At 59.4% G+C, this 17695-nt stretch carries 19 protein-coding genes; 13 read left to right on the top strand and 6 right to left on the bottom strand.

Annotated features, from left to right (window positions below; translation table 11 throughout):
• The first annotated feature begins 39 nt into the window (after positions 1 to 39).
• Entirely contained in the window at positions 40 to 1410 is a 1371-nt protein-coding gene (locus GLP43_RS10565) for a class II 3-deoxy-7-phosphoheptulonate synthase (protein ID WP_237279276.1), read from the top strand.
• 97 nt (positions 1411 to 1507) lie between these two features.
• On the opposite strand, the gene GLP43_RS10560 is transcribed toward GLP43_RS10565, so the two are convergent.
• Entirely contained in the window at positions 1508 to 2167 is a 660-nt protein-coding gene (locus tag GLP43_RS10560) for a PAS domain-containing protein (protein ID WP_237279275.1), read from the bottom strand.
• Between the two features lie 228 nt (positions 2168 to 2395).
• On the opposite strand from GLP43_RS10560, the gene GLP43_RS10555 reads away from it, so the two are divergent.
• The 10 genes from GLP43_RS10555 to phoB all read left to right on the top strand — a co-directional run bounded on the left by GLP43_RS10555 (position 2396) and on the right by phoB (position 11855).
• A complete protein-coding gene (locus GLP43_RS10555) occupies positions 2396 to 3286 on the top strand; it encodes a YicC/YloC family endoribonuclease (RefSeq protein ID WP_237279274.1) in 891 nt (296 codons plus the stop codon).
• Positions 3287 to 3289: 3 nt separating this feature from the next.
• Complete coding sequence (gmk, locus tag GLP43_RS10550; protein WP_005853615.1) at positions 3290 to 3931, top strand: guanylate kinase; 642 nt, start codon at positions 3290 to 3292, stop codon at positions 3929 to 3931.
• Complete coding sequence (locus tag GLP43_RS10545; protein WP_237279273.1) at positions 3928 to 4449, top strand: gamma carbonic anhydrase family protein; 522 nt, start codon at positions 3928 to 3930, stop codon at positions 4447 to 4449. The genes gmk and GLP43_RS10545 overlap by 4 nt, the downstream gene beginning before the upstream one ends.
• Before the next feature lie 2 nt (positions 4450 to 4451).
• Positions 4452 to 5495: a sensor histidine kinase gene (locus GLP43_RS10540; protein WP_237279272.1), complete on the top strand. Its 1044-nt coding sequence runs from the start codon at positions 4452 to 4454 to the stop codon at positions 5493 to 5495.
• Positions 5496 to 5647: 152 nt separating this feature from the next.
• Complete coding sequence (locus GLP43_RS10535; protein WP_237279271.1) at positions 5648 to 6688, top strand: substrate-binding domain-containing protein; 1041 nt, start codon at positions 5648 to 5650, stop codon at positions 6686 to 6688.
• Between the two features lie 108 nt (positions 6689 to 6796).
• The gene (pstC, locus tag GLP43_RS10530; protein ID WP_237279270.1) at positions 6797 to 8296 is read left to right on the top strand and encodes a phosphate ABC transporter permease subunit PstC; all 1500 of its coding nucleotides are present in this window, start codon (positions 6797 to 6799) and stop codon (positions 8294 to 8296) included.
• Entirely contained in the window at positions 8293 to 9633 is a 1341-nt protein-coding gene (gene pstA / locus GLP43_RS10525; protein ID WP_237279269.1) for a phosphate ABC transporter permease PstA, read from the top strand. The genes pstC and pstA overlap by 4 nt, the downstream gene beginning before the upstream one ends.
• Positions 9634 to 9650: 17 nt before the next feature.
• The gene (gene pstB, locus GLP43_RS10520; protein WP_005853603.1) at positions 9651 to 10448 is read left to right on the top strand and encodes a phosphate ABC transporter ATP-binding protein PstB; all 798 of its coding nucleotides are present in this window, start codon (positions 9651 to 9653) and stop codon (positions 10446 to 10448) included.
• Positions 10449 to 10453: 5 nt separating this feature from the next.
• Positions 10454 to 11161, top strand: a complete 708-nt coding sequence (phoU, locus tag GLP43_RS10515) for a phosphate signaling complex protein PhoU (protein ID WP_237279268.1) — start codon at positions 10454 to 10456, stop codon at positions 11159 to 11161.
• A gap of 4 nt (positions 11162 to 11165) precedes the next feature.
• On the top strand, positions 11166 to 11855 hold the full coding sequence (phoB, locus tag GLP43_RS10510) for a phosphate regulon transcriptional regulator PhoB (RefSeq protein WP_005853599.1): 690 nt from the start codon (positions 11166 to 11168) through the stop codon (positions 11853 to 11855).
• A gap of 5 nt (positions 11856 to 11860) precedes the next feature.
• Here phoB and GLP43_RS10505 read toward each other — a convergent pair whose 3' ends face one another.
• On the bottom strand, positions 11861 to 12700 hold the full coding sequence (locus GLP43_RS10505; RefSeq protein WP_237279267.1) for a fumarylacetoacetate hydrolase family protein: 840 nt from the start codon (positions 12698 to 12700) through the stop codon (positions 11861 to 11863).
• A gap of 288 nt (positions 12701 to 12988) precedes the next feature.
• Here GLP43_RS10505 and GLP43_RS10500 point away from each other — a divergent pair, with 288 nt between their 5' ends.
• Together GLP43_RS10500 and aroQ are read left to right on the top strand one after the other, a co-directional pair.
• Entirely contained in the window at positions 12989 to 13387 is a 399-nt protein-coding gene (locus GLP43_RS10500) for a rhodanese-like domain-containing protein (protein WP_237279266.1), read from the top strand.
• A 60-nt stretch (positions 13388 to 13447) separates the two neighbouring features.
• The gene (gene aroQ / locus GLP43_RS10495; protein ID WP_237279265.1) at positions 13448 to 13885 is read left to right on the top strand and encodes a type II 3-dehydroquinate dehydratase; all 438 of its coding nucleotides are present in this window, start codon (positions 13448 to 13450) and stop codon (positions 13883 to 13885) included.
• Positions 13886 to 13973: 88 nt separating this feature from the next.
• On the opposite strand, the gene tsf is transcribed toward aroQ, so the two are convergent.
• The 4 genes from tsf to GLP43_RS10475 form a co-directional block, all read right to left on the bottom strand.
• Entirely contained in the window at positions 13974 to 14849 is an 876-nt protein-coding gene (gene tsf / locus GLP43_RS10490; RefSeq protein WP_005853593.1) for a translation elongation factor Ts, read from the bottom strand.
• Between the two features lie 126 nt (positions 14850 to 14975).
• On the bottom strand, positions 14976 to 15845 hold the full coding sequence (gene rpsB, locus GLP43_RS10485; protein ID WP_005853591.1) for a 30S ribosomal protein S2: 870 nt from the start codon (positions 15843 to 15845) through the stop codon (positions 14976 to 14978).
• A 189-nt stretch (positions 15846 to 16034) separates the two neighbouring features.
• Complete coding sequence (locus GLP43_RS10480; protein WP_237279264.1) at positions 16035 to 16889, bottom strand: lysophospholipid acyltransferase family protein; 855 nt, start codon at positions 16887 to 16889, stop codon at positions 16035 to 16037.
• Positions 16886 to 17650 (bottom strand): GNAT family N-acetyltransferase, encoded by a 765-nt coding sequence (locus GLP43_RS10475; protein ID WP_237279263.1) that lies wholly within the window; start codon positions 17648 to 17650, stop codon positions 16886 to 16888. Before GLP43_RS10475 ends, GLP43_RS10480 begins: the two co-directional genes overlap by 4 nt.
• Positions 17651 to 17695 lie beyond the last annotated feature (45 nt).

The following is a 17695-nucleotide window of genomic DNA, read 5'->3' as shown; positions in this document are numbered from 1 at the left end:
GCCTGACACTTCGGGCGCTGCGGACTTCGGAGAAAAATGATGACCGATTGGACAAAATCAAGCTGGCGCGACAAACCGCGGATCCAGATGCCCGACTATCCTGATCAGGACGCGCTGCGCGCGGTCGAAGCTGAATTGTCCCGTTATCCATTGTTGGTCTTTGCGGGTGAAGCGCGGCGGCTGAAAAAGCATCTGGCGGCGGCGGGCCGTGGCGAGGCGTTCTTGCTTCAGGGCGGCGATTGCGCCGAAAGCTTTGAACAATTCAGCAGCGATATGATCCGCGACACCTTCAAGGTGATGTTGCAGATGGCCATCGTGCTGACCCACGGTGCCAAGGTGCCGGTGATCAAGCTGGGCCGCATGGCGGGGCAGTTCGCCAAGCCGCGTTCAGCGCCGACCGAAACCGTGGATGGGGTGGAACTGCCAAGCTACCGCGGTGACATCATCAACGAGCTCGCCTTTACCGCCGACGCCCGCATTCCCGATCCTAAAAAGATGCTGCGCGCCTACACACAGGCCGCCGCGACCCTGAACCTGATCCGGGCGTTCTCGACCGGCGGCTATGCCGATGTGCATCAGGTGCACGGCTGGACCCTGGGCTTTACCGAAAGCGAAAAGGCGGAAAAATACCGCGAGATCGCGAACCGCATTTCAGACACGCTTGATTTCATGGCGGCGGCTGGTGTCACGTCCGAGACGGCGCATACGCTGCAATCGGTGGAATATTATACAAGCCACGAATCGCTGCTGCTGGAATACGAAGAGGCACTGTGCCGTCAGGACAGCCAGACCGGCAAATGGCTGGCGGGCTCGGGTCACATGATCTGGATCGGCGACCGGACACGTCAGCCCGATGGCGCGCATGTGGAATTTGCCCGCGGCGTTCAGAACCCCATCGGTCTGAAGTGCGGCCCGACGATGACCAGCGATGACCTCAAGCTGTTGATGCACAAGCTGAACCCCGAAAACGAAGAAGGTCGCCTGACCCTGATCGCGCGTTTCGGGGCCGGCAATGTGGGTGAACACCTGCCACGTCTGATCAAGACCGTGCAGGAAGAGGGCGCGAATGTCGTCTGGACCTGTGACGCAATGCACGGCAACACAATTAAATCCTCAAGCGGCTATAAAACGCGGCCCTTCGATTCCGTGCTGCGCGAAGTGCGCGAATTCTTTGCGGTGCATGCCGCCGAGGGCACCGTGCCCGGTGGCGTCCACTTTGAGATGACCGGTCAGGATGTGACAGAATGTACTGGTGGTGTCCGCGCCGTTCAGGACGAAGACCTGTCTGATCGCTACCACACTGCCTGCGACCCGCGTCTGAACGCCAGCCAGTCGCTGGAGCTTGCCTTCCTCGTGGCCGAGGAACTGTCGGCACGCCGGACGAACCAACAGGTCAAAGCCGTCGTATAACGGCTGACGCTTATGCAATAAGGAAGGCCGCGCATATCATCATGCGCGGCCTTTTTCTTTTGCGGCACTGGGGGGCGTCACATCGGGGCTACGATGTTTACTTCACGACCCGTAGATAGGCTGGCCGGTTGCGACCGGACCGCGCGGCAAAACGCGCGGCGGGATCGGCGAAACCTTCGGGGCAGGGCGTATGGGTTTCCTCTGCCACGTCCGCCCGTGGCGGGCGCGGGATCGGTGTCGTGGCAAGATCGCCGATGCGATACAACCCCGGATGCTCGATGGCATTGGATGTGACTTCAAGACAGCCAAGCATCCGGTCGATCTGCCCCATGTCACTGCGCAGCGGCAGCACCAGCATACGCGCCTGAACGGTCGCATCCCCCGCGGTGAGCGTCATCTCTCCGGTGGCGGGCTGTGACAGAATGTGATCCAGCCAATCGCTGCAGCGGCGACGCTCGGACGGGTCGAACAACGAGATCATCGGCATACCGCGCAGGTCCATCCCCATGGCAGTGCACAACTGCGATCCGGCGACGCGAAACCGCGCCAGTTCAGACCGCCTGCGTTCCAGAACAAAGGCGCGGTCAAGCACCGAAGTGATCTGTGCGGGATCGATCTGCGACCGGAACGGGACCGGCTGACCACGGCACAACCCCTGCCAATAGGCCTGCACGTCAACCATCGCGGGTGTCGGCGGCGGCATCCTGCGACGAGAGGCGGTCTGGGGCATGTCATCCAAAGGGGGAAGATGTTTCATCGGGCAGCCTTATTGCGGTCGGGACAAGAGCGGGACGGGGGGCGGCAGCGGGGCCGCGAATTATTGCCTGAGTTTAGTCAAATCAGCGGTAATTTGTAGATATAACAGCAAACTTGGTTAACGGACCGTTAAGGGGATACCTCGCGCGGCAGAATGGCTTTTTACTTGCCCCATTTGCGAGTTTCCCTTTTAAGGCGCGCAACAATCGCAATCGACAAGGACCATGCCATGATACGTTCAATGACGGGTTTCGCCTCGGCCAGTGGTGCGTCCGGCCCGCACAGTTGGGGGTGGGAATTGCGATCGGTCAACGGCAAGGGGCTCGACCTGCGCCTGCGTGTGCCCGACTGGATCGACGGGCTGGAAGCCGGCCTGCGCAAGACGCTCGGCGCTGCCATCGCCCGCGGCAATGTCACCTGCAACCTTCGGATCACCCGCGAGGATGGTTCTGGCGCTTTGACGGTGAACGCGGATCAGCTTGAGGTCGTGCTGGATGCGCTGCACCAGATCGAAGCGCGCGCGATGGATGCAGGTATCTCGCTTGCGCCATCCAAGGCAACCGACATCGTGACCATGCGCGGCGTGCTTGAGCAGGCGACGACGGTGGATGATGTGGCCGCCCTTTGCGCGACACTGCTGGCGGAATTTCCCACGGTGTTTGCCGATTTTAACGACATGCGCGCCCGCGAAGGGGCTGCCTTGGCGCAGGTGCTGGAAGCGCAGCTGACGCAGGTGGCAGAGCTGACGACACAGGCCGCCGCGCTGGCCGAGACGCGCAAGGACGAGATGGCACAGACGTTGCAACGCAATCTTACGCGGGTGCTGGACAATGCCGAAGGTGTGGACGCTGACCGGCTGGCGCAGGAACTGGCGCTGATCGCCGTCAAATCCGACATCACCGAAGAGATCGACCGCCTGCACGCCCATGTGGATGCCGCCCGCGCCTTGCTGGCGCAGGACGGGGCCGTGGGGCGCAAGCTGGATTTCCTGATGCAGGAGTTCAACCGCGAGGCCAATACACTGTGCTCCAAGGCACAAAACACCGCGCTGACCCAGATCGGGCTGGCCTTGAAGGCGGTGATAGACCAGATGCGCGAACAAGTGCAAAATGTGGAGTAAGACATGAGCGACCGACGCGGCCTATTGATCATCCTCAGCTCGCCCTCGGGGGCGGGTAAATCGACGCTGGCCCGCAAGCTGCGCGATTGGGATACCTCGCTTGAATTCTCTGTTTCGGCCACCACCCGCGCACCGCGTGTCGGCGAGGAAGACGGCAAGGACTACTTTTTCACAGCCGAGGATGATTTCCGCGCCATGGTGAACGATGGCGATATGCTGGAGCACGCCCGCGTCTTCAACAACTATTACGGCTCGCCCAAGGGACCGGTGCAAAAGGCGATCGACAGCGGCCGCGACGTGCTGTTCGACGTGGATTGGCAGGGCGCGCAGCAGATCAGCAACTCGACGCTCAAGCAGCACGTGCTGTCGATCTTTATCCTGCCGCCCTCGATCAAAGAACTGCGGCGGCGTCTGGAAACCCGTGGTCAGGACGCCCCCGATACCATCGCTTTGCGGATGGAGAAAAGCTGGGACGAGATCAGCCATTGGGACGGTTACGACTACGTGCTGGTCAATGATGACCTGACCGAAACAGAGGCCAAGCTGAAGTCGATCATCACCGCCGAAAGATTGCGCCTTTCGCAGCAGCCGAAACTGGTGGATCATGTGCGCGCGCTGCAATCAGAATTCGAGGACACGAAATGACGCTTTACGCTTTGGCCGATATCACCCCGCAGGTTCACGCGGATGCATGGGTCGCCCCTGATGCTAATGTCATCGGGAATGTGACGCTCGAGGCAGATGCCTCTGTCTGGTTCGGCTGTACGCTGCGCGGCGATAACGAGCTGATCCTCGTGGGCAAGGGCAGTAATGTGCAGGAAAACTGCGTCTTTCATACGGACCCGGGCTGCCCGCTGACCGTGGGGGAGAACTGTACGATCGGTCACAAGGTCATGCTGCACGGCTGTACCATCGGGGATAACTCGCTGGTGGGAATGGGGGCGACGATCCTGAACGGGGCCAAGATCGGCAAGAATTGCCTGATCGGGGCAGGGGCGTTGATTACTGAAAACAAGGTGATCCCGGACGGGTCGCTTGTGATGGGCGCACCGGGCAAGGTTGTGCGTGATCTGGACGCGGCGGCGATTGCGGGGCTGACAGCCAGCGCGAAACACTACCAAGACAACGCGCGGCGCTTTGCCAGCCAGCTAAAACCCGTCTGAACATGGTTCTGCGCCCGCATCTGCCGGATCTGCTGGCAGCGCTGCCTTTGCCTACACTTGCCGTTGATCGCGCCGAACGTATCGTCGCGATGAATGCGCCGGCCCAAGCCCTGCTGGGCCGTGGCGCGCTGGACCGCCATTACATCAACGTGTTGCGCCAGCCGGCGGTGGTCGATGCGGTCGAACAATGCCAACAGGATGATACCCCGCGCGAGGCGCAATATCTGGCCAGCGACAATGGCAATGACACGACCTTTCGGGTGCACGTCCGAAAGGTGACCGGCATGGATTACGTCTTGCTGAGCTTTCAAGACATCACACAGGTCACCAACGCCAGCCAGATGCGCCGCGATTTTGTTGCCAACGTCAGCCACGAATTGCGCACCCCGCTGACGGCGATGATGGGGTTCATTGAAACCCTACGCGGTCCTGCGCGTGACGACGCCCCCGCACGGGACCGGTTTCTGGGGATTATGACCGGAGAGGCCGAGCGCATGAACCGGCTCGTGGGCGATCTGCTGTCGCTGTCCCGCGTCGAATCGGACGAACGGGTGCGCCCGACGGATAAGGTCGATCTGCGCTATGTGCTGCAATCGACCATGCGCAACCTCAACCCCTTGGCCGTAGAGGCGAATGTGACGTTGGTGGCGACTATGGGGGACGATCCGCTGCCCTTGATGGGGGATACGGACCAGCTGTTGCAGGTGTTCACGAACCTTATTGAGAACGGCATCAAGTATGGGGGCGTGGGCAAAGACGTCGAAATCTCGGTCGAGACGACCTTGCGCGACCCGTCGCTGCGCGGGCCTGCGGTGCGGGTCACCATCCGCGACCACGGGCCGGGGATCGACGCTGTGCACCTGCCGCGCCTGACCGAACGCTTCTACCGCGCCGACAGCCACCGCAGCCGCGCGCTTGGCGGTACGGGGCTGGGGCTGGCGATTGTAAAACATATCCTGAACCGGCACCGTGGACGGCTGAAAATTACCTCTGATCTGGGGGATGGGGCGCGATTCACGGTGATATTGCCTATGGATGTGGCGTGATCGGGCGCATTTTGGTCAAAAAGAAATTACAATTTCCGTCCGTGTCATAAAACTGTAACATGACTGTCACAAAAGCTCAGTGTCGCCCGCCTATTGGTGCGGCAAGATCACCATGGGGGTGGTCAGACAAATCTAAGCTGACAGGAGACATCATGTCGCTCGTTAAACTCACCACTTCCGCGCTGGCCATTGCCGCCGTATCCGCAACCGCCGCTGCCGCGCGTGATCAGGTACAGGTTGCCGGTTCCTCCACTGTTCTGCCCTATGCGTCCATCGTTGCCGAAGCCTTTGGCGAAAACTTCGATTTCCCGACACCTGTTGTTGAATCCGGTGGTTCCTCGGCGGGTCTGAAGCGTTTTTGTGAAGGTGTTGGCGAGAACACAATCGACGTGGCAAACGCCTCGCGCCAGATCAAAAGCTCCGAAGTCGAAGCCTGCGCCGCGAACGGTGTGACCGACATCATCGAAGTCCAGATCGGCTATGACGGCATCGTCTTTGCCTCCGACATCAATGGCAACACATTCGAATTCACCCCCGAAGACTGGTACAAAGCCCTGTCCGCCGAAGTCGTTGTCGACGGCGAGATCGTAGCGAACCCCAACAAGATGTGGTCCGACGTCAATGCCAGCTTCCCCGAGCAGCCGATCCAGGCCTACATCCCCGGTACCAAGCACGGCACGCGCGAAGTTTTCGAAGAAAAAGTGATCCTGGCAGGTTGTGAAGAAACCGGCGACTTCGAAGCGTTCAAGGCCGCGAATGGCGACGACAAGAAAGCCGCTGAAAAAGCATGTATCGCGCTGCGCACCGATGGTCTGTCCGTCGACATCGACGGTGACTACACCGAAACGCTGGCCCGCATCGAAAGCAACAAAGACGGCATCGGCGTCTTTGGTCTGGCCTTCTACGAGAACAACACCGACAAGCTGACCGTCGCCAACATGGGCGGCATTGAGCCCACCGTTGAAACCATCTCGAGCGGCGACTACCCCGTATCCCGCCCGCTGTTCTTCTACGTCAAGAAAGCGCATATCGGCGTGATCCCCGGCCTGAAAGAATATGCCGAGTTCTTCGTGGCAGACGAGATTGCTGGCCCAGACGGTCCTTTGGCTGAATACGGTCTGGTCTCCGACCCAGAACTGGCGAAAACACAGTCGGTTGTTGCTGAAGAAACTGTAATGGGCAGCGGTTCCTAAACCCTGTCTGACGATCCGGAGGCGCTGCGAGGTGCCTCCGGATTTTTGCTGCCGACTGATACTTTCCAAACAATGATAGCCTGACACAGGCTGCGACCGGGGGCCACCATGCGCGATATTTTCAATGTGGGATCTACCACGCTCTTAGTTGCCGTTGTTTTGATATTAACAGTCCTTGCCTATGGTCTGGTGCGCAGCCGGGCCATGTCGTCCGTCTCGGGCGATGCGCGCAAGCTGCACTCCCTTCCGAATTACTACGGCTATAACGCCGCCATGCTCACCGCCATTCCGGCGCTGTTTGTGCTGGCGATCTGGATGCTGGTACAGCCGATGCTGATCCAGAACGCGGTCATCGACATGATCCCGCAAAGCGCCGTCAACGAAGGCTCTTCGGTCAATCTGGTGATGAGCGACGTGCGCCGCGTGGCCAACGGGCTGGACGCGGCCGTGCAGTCAGGCGCGTTGGATGCGCAAAGCGCCCGTGATCTGGACGTGACCGGCACCGACGTGCGCGCGCTGCTGGCGGGCACGGGCGTGGCGCTTGGGTCTGACGTGACGCCAGAGGTGCTGGCCGCCGCGCAGCGCTACCGGTCGATGGAGTACACCGGCCGCTGGCTGATGATCGCGGTGATCTCTGTTTTGGCGCTGGCCGGTCTGTTCATCGCGATGCGCACCGCACGGGCCGATTTTCGCGCGCGCAATACGGTGGAACGCTTTCTGCTGGGGTTGCTGGTGCTCGCCGCGTCGCTGGCGATCCTGACCACCGTGGGGATCGTCCTGTCGATGCTGTTCGAGACGCTGAACTTCTTCCGCCTACACCCGTGGCAGGATTTCTTTCTGGGCACCACATGGGCCCCGAACTTCCGCGGGGACAGTGACCTGTCGATCCTGCCGCTGCTTTGGGGGACGCTCTATATCTCGATCATCGCGCTGCTGGTGGCCGTGCCCATCGGTCTCTTTGCCGCGATCTACCTGTCGGAATACGCTAACAACAAAGTACGCTCTTTCGCCAAGCCTTTGCTGGAGATCCTCGCCGGTATTCCGACGATTGTTTACGGTCTTTTTGCCTTGCTGACGGTGGGGCCGTTCCTTGTGAACATCTTTGGCCGCGGCGAGAATGGTCTGCTGGGTGTCGACTGGATGAGCGGGGCGACATCGGTCCTGACGGCGGGGCTGGTCATGGGCATCATGTTGATCCCTTTCGTTTCCTCCCTCAGCGACGATATCATCAACGCTGTGCCGCAGTCGATGCGCGACGGGTCATTTGGCTTGGGCGCGACCCATTCCGAAACCATCCGCCAGGTCGTGATGCCTGCCGCTTTGCCGGGGATCGTGGGGGCTGTGCTTCTCGCCGCGAGCCGGGCCATCGGCGAGACGATGATCGTTGTGCTGGGGGCAGGGGCCATCGCCCGCATCTCGGGCAACCCGCTGGAAGCGATGACAACCATCACCACCCGTATCGTCAGCCAGCTGACCGGGGATACCGACTTTGCCAGCCCTGAAACGCTGGTCGCCTTTGCCCTTGGTCTGACGCTGTTCGTGCTGACCTTGGGGCTGAACGTTCTGGCGCTTTATATCGTGCGCAAATACCGGGAGCAGTACGAATGACCGACATGCCCAACACCGCAACGCCGCGCCATTCGCTGCTGAAGCCCGACGCGCGCACCGTCAAACGCAACCGCGCCGAGGCCCGTTTCAAATCCTACGGTATCGCCGCAATCGCCGTGGGCCTGCTGATGCTGGCAATCTTGCTGACCACGATCATCGGTCGCGGCGCAGGGGCCTTTCAACAGACGTTCCTGACGCTGAACGTGCAACTGCTTGAGGAAAAGCTGGACAAGAACGGCAACCGTAATCTGGACGAGATCAAGAAGGTATCGACCTTCGGCTACGCGCCGCTGATGGCCGCCGCGCTCGAGGCTAAGGTGGCCGAGACCGGTATTACCACGGACCTAAAGCCCAAGGCGATGGCGGGTATCCTGTCCAAGGATGCGGCGGCACAGCTGCGTGACTTTGTGCTGGATAACCCCGAGCTTATCGGCACCGCGGTCGAGTTTGAATTCCTGACCAACAGCCGCGTCGATGGCTATATGAAGGGCCGCGTCACGCGCGACAGCATCGCCAACGACAAAAGCATCAGCGCAGAGCAGCTTGATCTGGTGGACGCCCTTGTCGCAGATGGGGCGCTTGAGAAACGCTTCAACCTCGATTTCATCACAGGTGCCGATGCGTCTGACGCCCGACCCGAGGCGGCGGGCATGGGGGTCTCGATGCTTGGCTCGCTCTTTATGATGCTGGTGGTGCTGGCACTGGCGCTGCCCATCGGGGTGGCCGCATCGATCTACCTTGAAGAGTTCGCCCCCAAGAACCTGCTGACCGATATCATCGAGGTGAATATCTCTAACCTCGCGGCGGTACCGTCGATTGTCTTCGGTATTCTGGGTCTGGCGGTCTTCATCAACTATATGCACCTGCCAAACTCGGCCCCGCTGGTGGGTGGACTGGTGCTGACGCTGATGACACTGCCGACGATCATCATCTCGACCCGCGCCTCGCTGAAATCTGTCCCACCCAGCATCCGTGACGCGGCACTGGGGGTAGGGGCATCAAAAATGCAATCGGTGTTCCACCACGTGCTGCCCTTGGCTGCTCCGGGTATCCTCACTGGCACAATCATCGGTCTGGCGCAGGCGCTTGGTGAAACGGCCCCGTTGCTGCTGATCGGCATGGTGGGCTTCATCGCGTCGAACCCGCCCGACGGCATCGCATCGGGGCTGATGGACCCGAACTCCGCCATGCCGGCGCAGATCTACGAATGGGCCAAACGCGCCGATCCAGCGTTCTATGAACGCGCCTGGGGCGGTATCATCATCTTGCTGGTCTTTTTGATCACCATGAACGCCATCGCCGTAATGCTGCGGCGCCGGTTCGAGCGGCGCTGGTAAGAATGAAAGGCAAGGCTATGAAAGACAACGTAATTTCGGAGACGGACGTGACAACGAACCAAACAAAAATCGCCGCCCGCAACGTGCAGGTTTTCTACGGGGACACCCACGCGATCAAGGATGTCTCTGTCGATATTCAAGACAAAACCGTCACCGCCTTCATCGGTCCATCAGGCTGCGGGAAATCGACTTTCCTGCGGTGTATCAACCGGATGAACGACACGATTGATATCTGCACTGTCAAGGGCGATATCCTGATCGACGGCGAAGACATCTACGACAGCGCGGTCGATCCGGTGCAACTGCGCGCCAAGGTCGGCATGGTGTTCCAAAAGCCGAACCCGTTCCCCAAATCGATCTACGACAACGTTGCCTATGGCCCCCGTATCCACGGTCTGGCCCGCAATAAGTCCGAGCTTGACGATATCGTTGAACGCGCCCTGAAACGCGGTGCCATCTGGAACGAGGTCAAGGACCGTCTGCACGCGCCCGGCACTGGCCTTTCAGGCGGGCAACAGCAACGTCTGTGCATCGCCCGTGCCGTTGCGACCGAACCCGAAGTGCTGCTGATGGATGAACCCTGTTCCGCGCTTGACCCGATCGCGACCGCCCAGGTCGAAGAGCTGATCGACGAGCTGCGTCAGGACTATTCGGTCGTGATCGTCACACACTCCATGCAGCAGGCCGCACGGGTGAGCCAGAAAACAGCGTTCTTCCACCTTGGCAATCTGGTGGAGTTCGGCGAGACCGACAAAATTTTCACGTCGCCCGAAGACCCTCGGACGGAAAGCTACATCACTGGCCGGATTGGATAAGTATCATGCAAGATCAACACATTGCCTCTGCCTTTGACCGTGACCTCGAAAGCGTTCAGGCACAGATCATGAAAATGGGTGGCATGGTCGAAGATGCCATTCGCCTTGCCGCACAATCGCTGGAAACCCGCGACGAAGAGCTGGCCGATCAGGTCCGCGGCGGGGACAAGGCGATTGACGCGCTCGAAGAGCTGATCAACGAACGCGCCGCCCGCATCATCGCCCTGCGCGCCCCCACAGCCGTGGACCTGCGGTTGATTTTGAGTGTGATCAAGATCAGCGCCAGCTTGGAACGTATTGGCGACTATGCGAAAAACATGGCCAAACGTAATTCAGTTCTCGCACAGCTTCCTGCAGTAGCCGATAGCGCCGGTGCCATCCGCCGCATGTGTAAAACCGTCGAATCCATGCTCAAGGACGCGCTGGATTCCTATGTGCAGCGCGACGCTGAACTGGCAATGGACGTGATCGCACGCGATGAAGACGTCGACCAGATGTACAACGCGCTGTTCCGTGAATTCCTCACCTTCATGATGGAAGACCCGCGCAACATTACATCGTGTATGCACCTGCATTTCATCGCGAAAAACGTGGAACGCATGGGCGACCTGGTCACATCAATCGCGGAACAGGTCGTCTATCTGGTGACCGGCACCCATCCGGACGAGGACCGCCCAAAGGCGGATAACACCTCCACCAAGCTGAAGGGGTAGAACCATGTCGGCGGCGCAGCCCCAGATCCTGTTGGTGGAAGACGAACCCGCACAGCGCGAAATTCTGGCGTATAACCTTGAATCCGAGGGGTTTGACGTGAGGCGGGCCGAGAATGGCGAAGAAGCGATCCTGCTGGTGGCAGAGGCGCTGCCGGATCTGATTATTCTGGATTGGATGATGCCGCTGCTCAGCGGGATCGAGGTGTGCCGACAGCTCAAGACCCGCGAGGATACGCGCAATATCCCCGTGATCATGCTCTCGGCACGGTCGGAAGAGGTGGACACCGTGCGCGGGTTAGAGACGGGGGCCGATGACTACGTCGTCAAACCCTATTCCATGCGCGAGCTCATGGCTCGTGTGCGTACTCAATTACGCCGGGTGCGCCCGGCATCCTCGGGCGCGGCGCTGAGCTATGCCGATATCACGCTGGACACGGAACGCCACCGCGTGAACCGCGCCGCAAATGAGTTGAAGCTCGGTCCCACAGAGTACCGTTTGTTGGTGACCCTGTTAGAGCGTCCGGGCCGTGTGTTTAGCCGCGATCAACTGCTGGATCATGTCTGGGGGCGCGATATCTACGTTGATACGCGCACCGTGGATGTGCACATCGCGCGGCTGCGCAAGGCGCTAACATCTCACGGTGGCGATGACCCAATCCGCACGGTGCGCGGTGCAGGTTATGCATTAGGGTAGGGCGCTTACCCGTTGAATTTGATGACTTCTTGGCGTTGATCGCCCAGGCCTTCGATGCCCAGTTCAACAACATCGCCCGGTTGCAGATACACCGGCGGCTTAAAGCCCATGCCAACGCCGGGCGGAGTGCCGGTGGCGATCACGTCTCCGGGCAGTAAGGTCATGAAACGGCTGAGGAAAGAGATAATCTCGGCCACCGAGAAGACCATCGTGCGGGTATTGCCAGTCTGGCGACGGGTGCCGTTCACATCAAGCCATAGATCAAGGTTCTGCGGGTCCGGCACCTCGTCTGCGGTCGCCAGATACGGGCCAATGGGCGCGAAGCTGTCGCAGGACTTGCCCTTGACCCACTGACCGCCGAATTCGATCTGAAAAGCGCGCTCTGACACGTCGTTGAAGCTCGCATAACCCGCCACATGGGACAGCGCGTCGGCCTCGGACACATGCTGTGCCTTGGTGCCGATAACGACCGCAAGTTCAACTTCCCAATCGGTTTTCTCGGAATCCTTGGGGATGATGATCGGGTCGTTGGCACCGGTGGCCGCGCAGAGTTTGCTAAACAGGATCGGGTGATCGGGCACATCCATGCCAGCTTCGGCCGCGTGGTCGGAGTAATTCAGCCCGATACACAGAATACGACGTATGTCATTGATCACAGGGGCAAAACGGCCCGTGATGACAGGCAACGCCGTGACGTCCACATCGCGCAGCTGGTCCAGCGCTGCGGGTGCCATCGTAGCAAGCTCGATATCCGTCAGATGCTGCGTCAGATCGCGCGCGGCGCCATCTGCGTCAATCATCGCAGGTTTTATCCCGTCAGGGGTTTCGATACGGCAGAGTTTCATTAGCTAATCCTGTGTTTGTGAGGGGTGCGCATGCGCCCAATCTAGTGCCTATAATCAGTATTATGTGAATAAATAGTGTGCTGATGGTGATGTTTTGCTGTTAAAGTGCGCTGTAACGCACTGAAAATGCGTATAAAAAGGAGATTCTTCATCCAGTTAATTCATTCTCCCATCCGCGCGGCTTCTTGCTTTACCCCGATGTTCTGCGTGCCATAATCCACATGCGCCAAGCCGATGCAACTGTAAGCGATCGGCGCTATATGGCGGCTGCTGAACGAAAGGAAGAATATGACGCTCAAGATGTCTTCGGCGGATATGGTCGCCGCTGCCCGTGCACGTATCCGCGAGATCGAAACGCCTGATCTGATGGCCATGCTGACGGATCCGGATGTTGTTGTCGTTGATCTGCGCGATATCCGTGAACGCCAGCGCAGCGGCTATATCCCTGGCAGCTTTCATGCACCGCGCGGCATGATCGAATTCTGGGTCGACCCTGACAGCCCGTACTTCAAAGAGATCTTTGGTCAGGACAAAACCTTTGTCTTTCACTGCGCCTCTGGCTGGCGCTCTGCGATCACTACGGCGACGCTGCAAGACATGGGCTTTGACGCGGCGCATCTGCGCGAAGGTTTTTCTACTTGGGAAAAACACGGTGGTCCGGTCGAATACCCTGAAAAGAAAGACTAACGACGTCAGGACGCCTATGCTACGTCTGCGCCACCACATCGCAACAACAAGGCCATCGCTATGACATCCATTCTGATCCTGAACGGTCCGAACCTGAACCTGCTGGGCACGCGCCAGCCCGAGGTCTATGGCAAGACGACTTTGGCCGATGTCGAGACGCTGTGCCGCGAGAAAGCGAAGGCGCTTGGGTTTGATGTGGCGTTTGAGCAGTCCAACCACGAAGGCGCGCTGATCGATCTGATCCACGCGGCCAAAGGCAAACATGCCGGGATTGTGCTGAATGCCGGTGCCTATACCCATACGTCGATTGCGCTGATGGATGCGATCGCCTCGGTCGAGCTGCCGGTGGTCGAAGTACACCTGAGCAACATCCACGCCCGCGAAGAATTCCGGCACCGGTCTTACATTGCACCAGTGGCTCTGGGTCAGATCTGCGGGTTTGGTGCGCAGGGTTATCTGATGGCATTGGATGCGCTGAAAACTCACCTAAAGGATTAGGTTTCATCGCTTAGTATCTGATTTATAATAAAAAAGGGCGAAGGTGCTGATGCACCCTCGCCCTTTTCCTCATCTGCTGTGTGACAGCTTAGCCTTTGGCGGCTTTTGCAACTTCTGCTGCGAAGTCTTCTTTGACGACTTCGATGCCTTCGCCAACTTCAAGACGAACGAAACCGGTGATGGTCGCGCCAGCTTCTTCTGCGGCTTTGCCGACGGTCAGGTCGGGGTTCACAACGAATGCCTGGTTCAGCAGTGTCACTTCGGACATGTATTTCTGCATACGGCCGGTGATCATTTTCTCGATCACGGCTTCTGGCTTGCCGGACTCGCGTGCGATGTCCATTTGAACCTGCTTTTCTTTTTCAACAACAGCTGGGTCCAGATCCGCTTCGGACAAGGACGCAGGGTTCACAGCGGCGATGTGCATCGCGATCTGTTTGCCCAGCTCTTCGTTGCCGCCGGTCATTGCGACCAGAACACCGATTTTGCCCATGCCGGGTGCTACAGCGTTGTGCACATAGGACACGACCTGATCCCCATCGATGGACTGCATGCGGCGCACCGACATGTTCTCGCCGATTTTCGCAATGGCGTCGGTGATGACGGTGGAAACGGGCTTGCCGCCCATGTCAGCCGCGTTCAGCGCGTCAACGTCGGACACACCGGTTGCAACGTCAGCGATGCCGGAAACCATTTTCTGGAAGTCGGCGTTTTTGCCAACGAAGTCGGTTTCGGAGTTCACTTCGACAGCAACACCGTGGCCGCCTTCGACTTTAACGGCAACAAGGCCCTCGGCTGCGGTGCGGCCGGATTTCTTGGCTGCTTTCGCCAGACCCTTGGTGCGCAGCCAGTCAACGGCTGCTTCCATGTCGCCATCTGTTTCAGTCAACGCTTTTTTCGCGTCCATCATGCCGGCACCGGTTGTGTCGCGCAGTTCTTTGACCATGGATGCTGTGATTGCCATCGCTTTGGTTCTCCTTGAATTGGGATAAATTGAGGGGCAGAGCGTCCTGCACCACTGTCTCAATCATGTAATGGTTTTGTGACAGGCAGAGGGAAACATGCCCCCTGCCCGTCTCTTTCGCGTCGCTTACGACTTGGCGTCGGCCAGCGTTTCCTTCTTGGATTCGATATCCAGAGGTGCGTCTTTTGCCATTGCGTCGTTCGAAACGGTTTCTTCCGAAGCGTTGCCAACTTCGACACCACCGTCGATCAGGGCTTCTTCTTCGGGCGCTTCTTCCATCGCACCGATATCAACACCTGCGGCACCCAGCTGCGCGGACATACCGTCAAGTGCTGCACGTGCGGCCAGATCGCAATACATGTGGATCGCGCGGGCGGCGTCGTCGTTGCCCGGGATGATGTAGTCGATCCCGTCGGGGGAGCAGTTGGTGTCGACAACAGCGATAACCGGAATGCCCAGTTTGTTCGCTTCGGCCACGGCCAGTGCTTCTTTTTTCACGTCGATGACGAAGATCAGGTCAGGGCGACCGCCCATTTCACGGATACCACCCAGCGATGCTTCCAGCTTCGCTTGGTCACGTTCCATGCCAAGACGCTCTTTCTTGGTCAGACCGGAGAAGCCACGCTCGGACTGTTCGTCGATGGACTTCAGGCGCTGGATGGATTTGGAAACGGTCTGCCAGTTTGTCAGCGTGCCGCCCAACCAACGGTGGTTCATGTAGTACTGTGCGCATTTCTCTGCGGCTTCTGCGATCGGCTGTGCAGCCTGACGCTTGGTGCCAACGAAAAGAATGCTGCCGCCTTTGGCGACGGTGTCACGGATGACTTGCAGTGCCTGGTCCAGCATTGGAACAGTCTGTGTCAGGTCCATGATGTGGATGCCGTTACGCGCGCCGTAGATGAACGGACCCATGCGTGGGTTCCAGCGCTGTGTTTGGTGACCAAAGTGTACGCCTGCTTCAAGCAGTTGGCGCATGGAGAACTCAGGAAGAGCCATGTCTTTATACCTTTCCGGTTTTGCCTCGTCGGGGGTCTCGATCCCGGAATGGGACCAACCGGCGGACGTTCAAGGATTTCTCCCTCAAAGGCCCAACCCCGACTGCGGGTTTAAGTGACGCGCGTATAGTCCGGATTTTCACGCTTCGCAAGGTCCAAGGTGCATGTTTTAGCGCCCTTGGGCCCTATATCAGCGTAATTCAGCAGGGTTTGACGCTGCAAACCCCGCCGAGGGATGGGCCGCGCGCACCTGCGCTTCGCAGGCTTTGGCCAAGGCCTTGCGGTTCTCGAAATCGGCGACAGCCAGCGGCGTGTGATAGATCGTCGTCACCTGCCCCTGCCGCAGGGACGCCAAGGTGCGCAGCAGATGCCCGCCAAAGCTCATGTCGCCCCACCAGCCGTAGAAACGCGGATCGGTCCCATCGGGAGCGGTATAGCGCACGGTCACAGGCTGCACCCAGATCACGTCGCGCAGTTCGGGCGCGAAGAAGGACTGGAAAAGCGTGGTCTTGAACGGCAAGACCTGCAGGCCATCGGTGCTGGTGCCTTCGGGGAAGAACAACAGCCGGTGGTTGTCGAGCAAGCGCTGTTGGAACACCTCGGTCTGTTTGCGCGCGTGTTTCGGGTTGCGTTCGATAAACAACGTGCCCGTCGCCTTGGCGAGCCAGCCAATGCCGGGCCAGCTGGCGACTTCGGACTTGGACACAAAGTATATCCGCTGCGCCGCGTTCAAGCTGAAGATATCAAGCCAGCTGGTGTGATTGGCGACGACAGCGCCCCTGTGGCGCATCGGGGTGCCGATAACCGCGCGGCGTAACCCCATGATCCAGAATGCGATTTTGCAGACGATCTGGGTGATATGCGGGGTCACGGGGCGGCCCTGGCCATAGAGCGGACGTTCAAACAGGCGGATCGTCAGGAGGATCACCAGCCCCACAAGAACCACCGTCGCCAGCACCATCCCACGCAGCAGCATCAGCACCCAGCCAAGCGGCCCGACGGATACCGGTGCCGGGTGGTCGGCGCTGTCCCAGGCCGCGCTCATCCTTGCTGTCCGCTGTAGATCTTGGCCTGTCGTTCGCTGAGCCGGGCGGTGTCGAGCATCAAAAGCACATCCGTCGTGTTGAAGTCATGGTCGATAAAGGCCCCCTCACCCACACATCCGCCAAGCCGCAGATAGGCTTTGATCAGGCTGGGCATCTGCACCATCGCCTGACGCCGGTTCAAGATGTCGGCGGGGATCAGGTTCATCTCTTGGCATGCCTCTGGCAAGGCGGTGACGCGTAGATCGGGCGGCGCGAGGTAGGAGTGATGCAGCAGCGACAATGGCTGCGCCAATGCCTCGGCCTGGGTGCCATGAAAGCTCGCGACGCCAAAAAGGATCTCTATCCCGTGTTCCGCCACATAAGAGGCAAGCCCCGCCCAAAGCTGGTGCATGGCGATGCCGCCGCGATAGGACGGATGCAGGCAGGACCGCCCGAGCTCGAGTATCTCGCGGCCAGAGGATTTGAGCGCGGTCAGATCATATTCGTTTTCCGAATAGAACCCGCCTGCCCGATCCGCCATATCGCGGCGGATCAGCCGGTACACGCCGACAGTTTGCTGGGTTTTGCGATCAATAAGCAGCAAATGGTCCACGAAATCGTCGTATTGGTCGACCTCTCGCCGGTTGTCGTGGTCCACCAAAGGCCCGCCCGCCCCTAGCTCGGTGACAAAGACGTCATACCGCAGCCGCTGTGCCGCATGAAGATCCGCTTGGGTACGCGCCAGACGGACTTCGAACTCTGCCGCTTTTGCAATGGTCATGGGCTGGTTTCGTCTCCGGTCGCAATCACGCGGATAAATAGGCAG

Origin of the sequence: Sulfitobacter sp. M39 (assembly GCF_021735935.1) — a bacterium.
In the GTDB taxonomy this organism is placed as follows: Bacteria; Pseudomonadota; Alphaproteobacteria; order Rhodobacterales; family Rhodobacteraceae; genus Sulfitobacter.
The sequence above is the reverse complement of the archived record's forward strand: the minus strand, read 5'-3'. Positions and strand labels throughout refer to the sequence as shown.

Coding starts and splice junctions, on each gene's coding strand:
- GLP43_RS10565 (WP_237279276.1), top strand. CDS start 40: ATGACCGATTGGACAAAATCAAGCTGGCGCGACAAACCGCGGATCCAG.
- GLP43_RS10560 (WP_237279275.1), bottom strand. CDS start 2,167: ATGAAACATCTTCCCCCTTTGGATGACATGCCCCAGACCGCCTCTCGT.
- GLP43_RS10555 (WP_237279274.1), top strand. CDS start 2,396: ATGATACGTTCAATGACGGGTTTCGCCTCGGCCAGTGGTGCGTCCGGC.
- gmk (WP_005853615.1), top strand. CDS start 3,290: ATGAGCGACCGACGCGGCCTATTGATCATCCTCAGCTCGCCCTCGGGG.
- GLP43_RS10545 (WP_237279273.1), top strand. CDS start 3,928: ATGACGCTTTACGCTTTGGCCGATATCACCCCGCAGGTTCACGCGGAT.
- GLP43_RS10540 (WP_237279272.1), top strand. CDS start 4,452: ATGGTTCTGCGCCCGCATCTGCCGGATCTGCTGGCAGCGCTGCCTTTG.
- GLP43_RS10535 (WP_237279271.1), top strand. CDS start 5,648: ATGTCGCTCGTTAAACTCACCACTTCCGCGCTGGCCATTGCCGCCGTA.
- pstC (WP_237279270.1), top strand. CDS start 6,797: ATGCGCGATATTTTCAATGTGGGATCTACCACGCTCTTAGTTGCCGTT.
- pstA (WP_237279269.1), top strand. CDS start 8,293: ATGACCGACATGCCCAACACCGCAACGCCGCGCCATTCGCTGCTGAAG.
- pstB (WP_005853603.1), top strand. CDS start 9,651: ATGAAAGACAACGTAATTTCGGAGACGGACGTGACAACGAACCAAACA.
- phoU (WP_237279268.1), top strand. CDS start 10,454: ATGCAAGATCAACACATTGCCTCTGCCTTTGACCGTGACCTCGAAAGC.
- phoB (WP_005853599.1), top strand. CDS start 11,166: ATGTCGGCGGCGCAGCCCCAGATCCTGTTGGTGGAAGACGAACCCGCA.
- GLP43_RS10505 (WP_237279267.1), bottom strand. CDS start 12,700: ATGAAACTCTGCCGTATCGAAACCCCTGACGGGATAAAACCTGCGATG.
- GLP43_RS10500 (WP_237279266.1), top strand. CDS start 12,989: ATGACGCTCAAGATGTCTTCGGCGGATATGGTCGCCGCTGCCCGTGCA.
- aroQ (WP_237279265.1), top strand. CDS start 13,448: ATGACATCCATTCTGATCCTGAACGGTCCGAACCTGAACCTGCTGGGC.
- tsf (WP_005853593.1), bottom strand. CDS start 14,849: ATGGCAATCACAGCATCCATGGTCAAAGAACTGCGCGACACAACCGGT.
- rpsB (WP_005853591.1), bottom strand. CDS start 15,845: ATGGCTCTTCCTGAGTTCTCCATGCGCCAACTGCTTGAAGCAGGCGTA.
- GLP43_RS10480 (WP_237279264.1), bottom strand. CDS start 16,889: ATGAGCGCGGCCTGGGACAGCGCCGACCACCCGGCACCGGTATCCGTC.
- GLP43_RS10475 (WP_237279263.1), bottom strand. CDS start 17,650: ATGACCATTGCAAAAGCGGCAGAGTTCGAAGTCCGTCTGGCGCGTACC.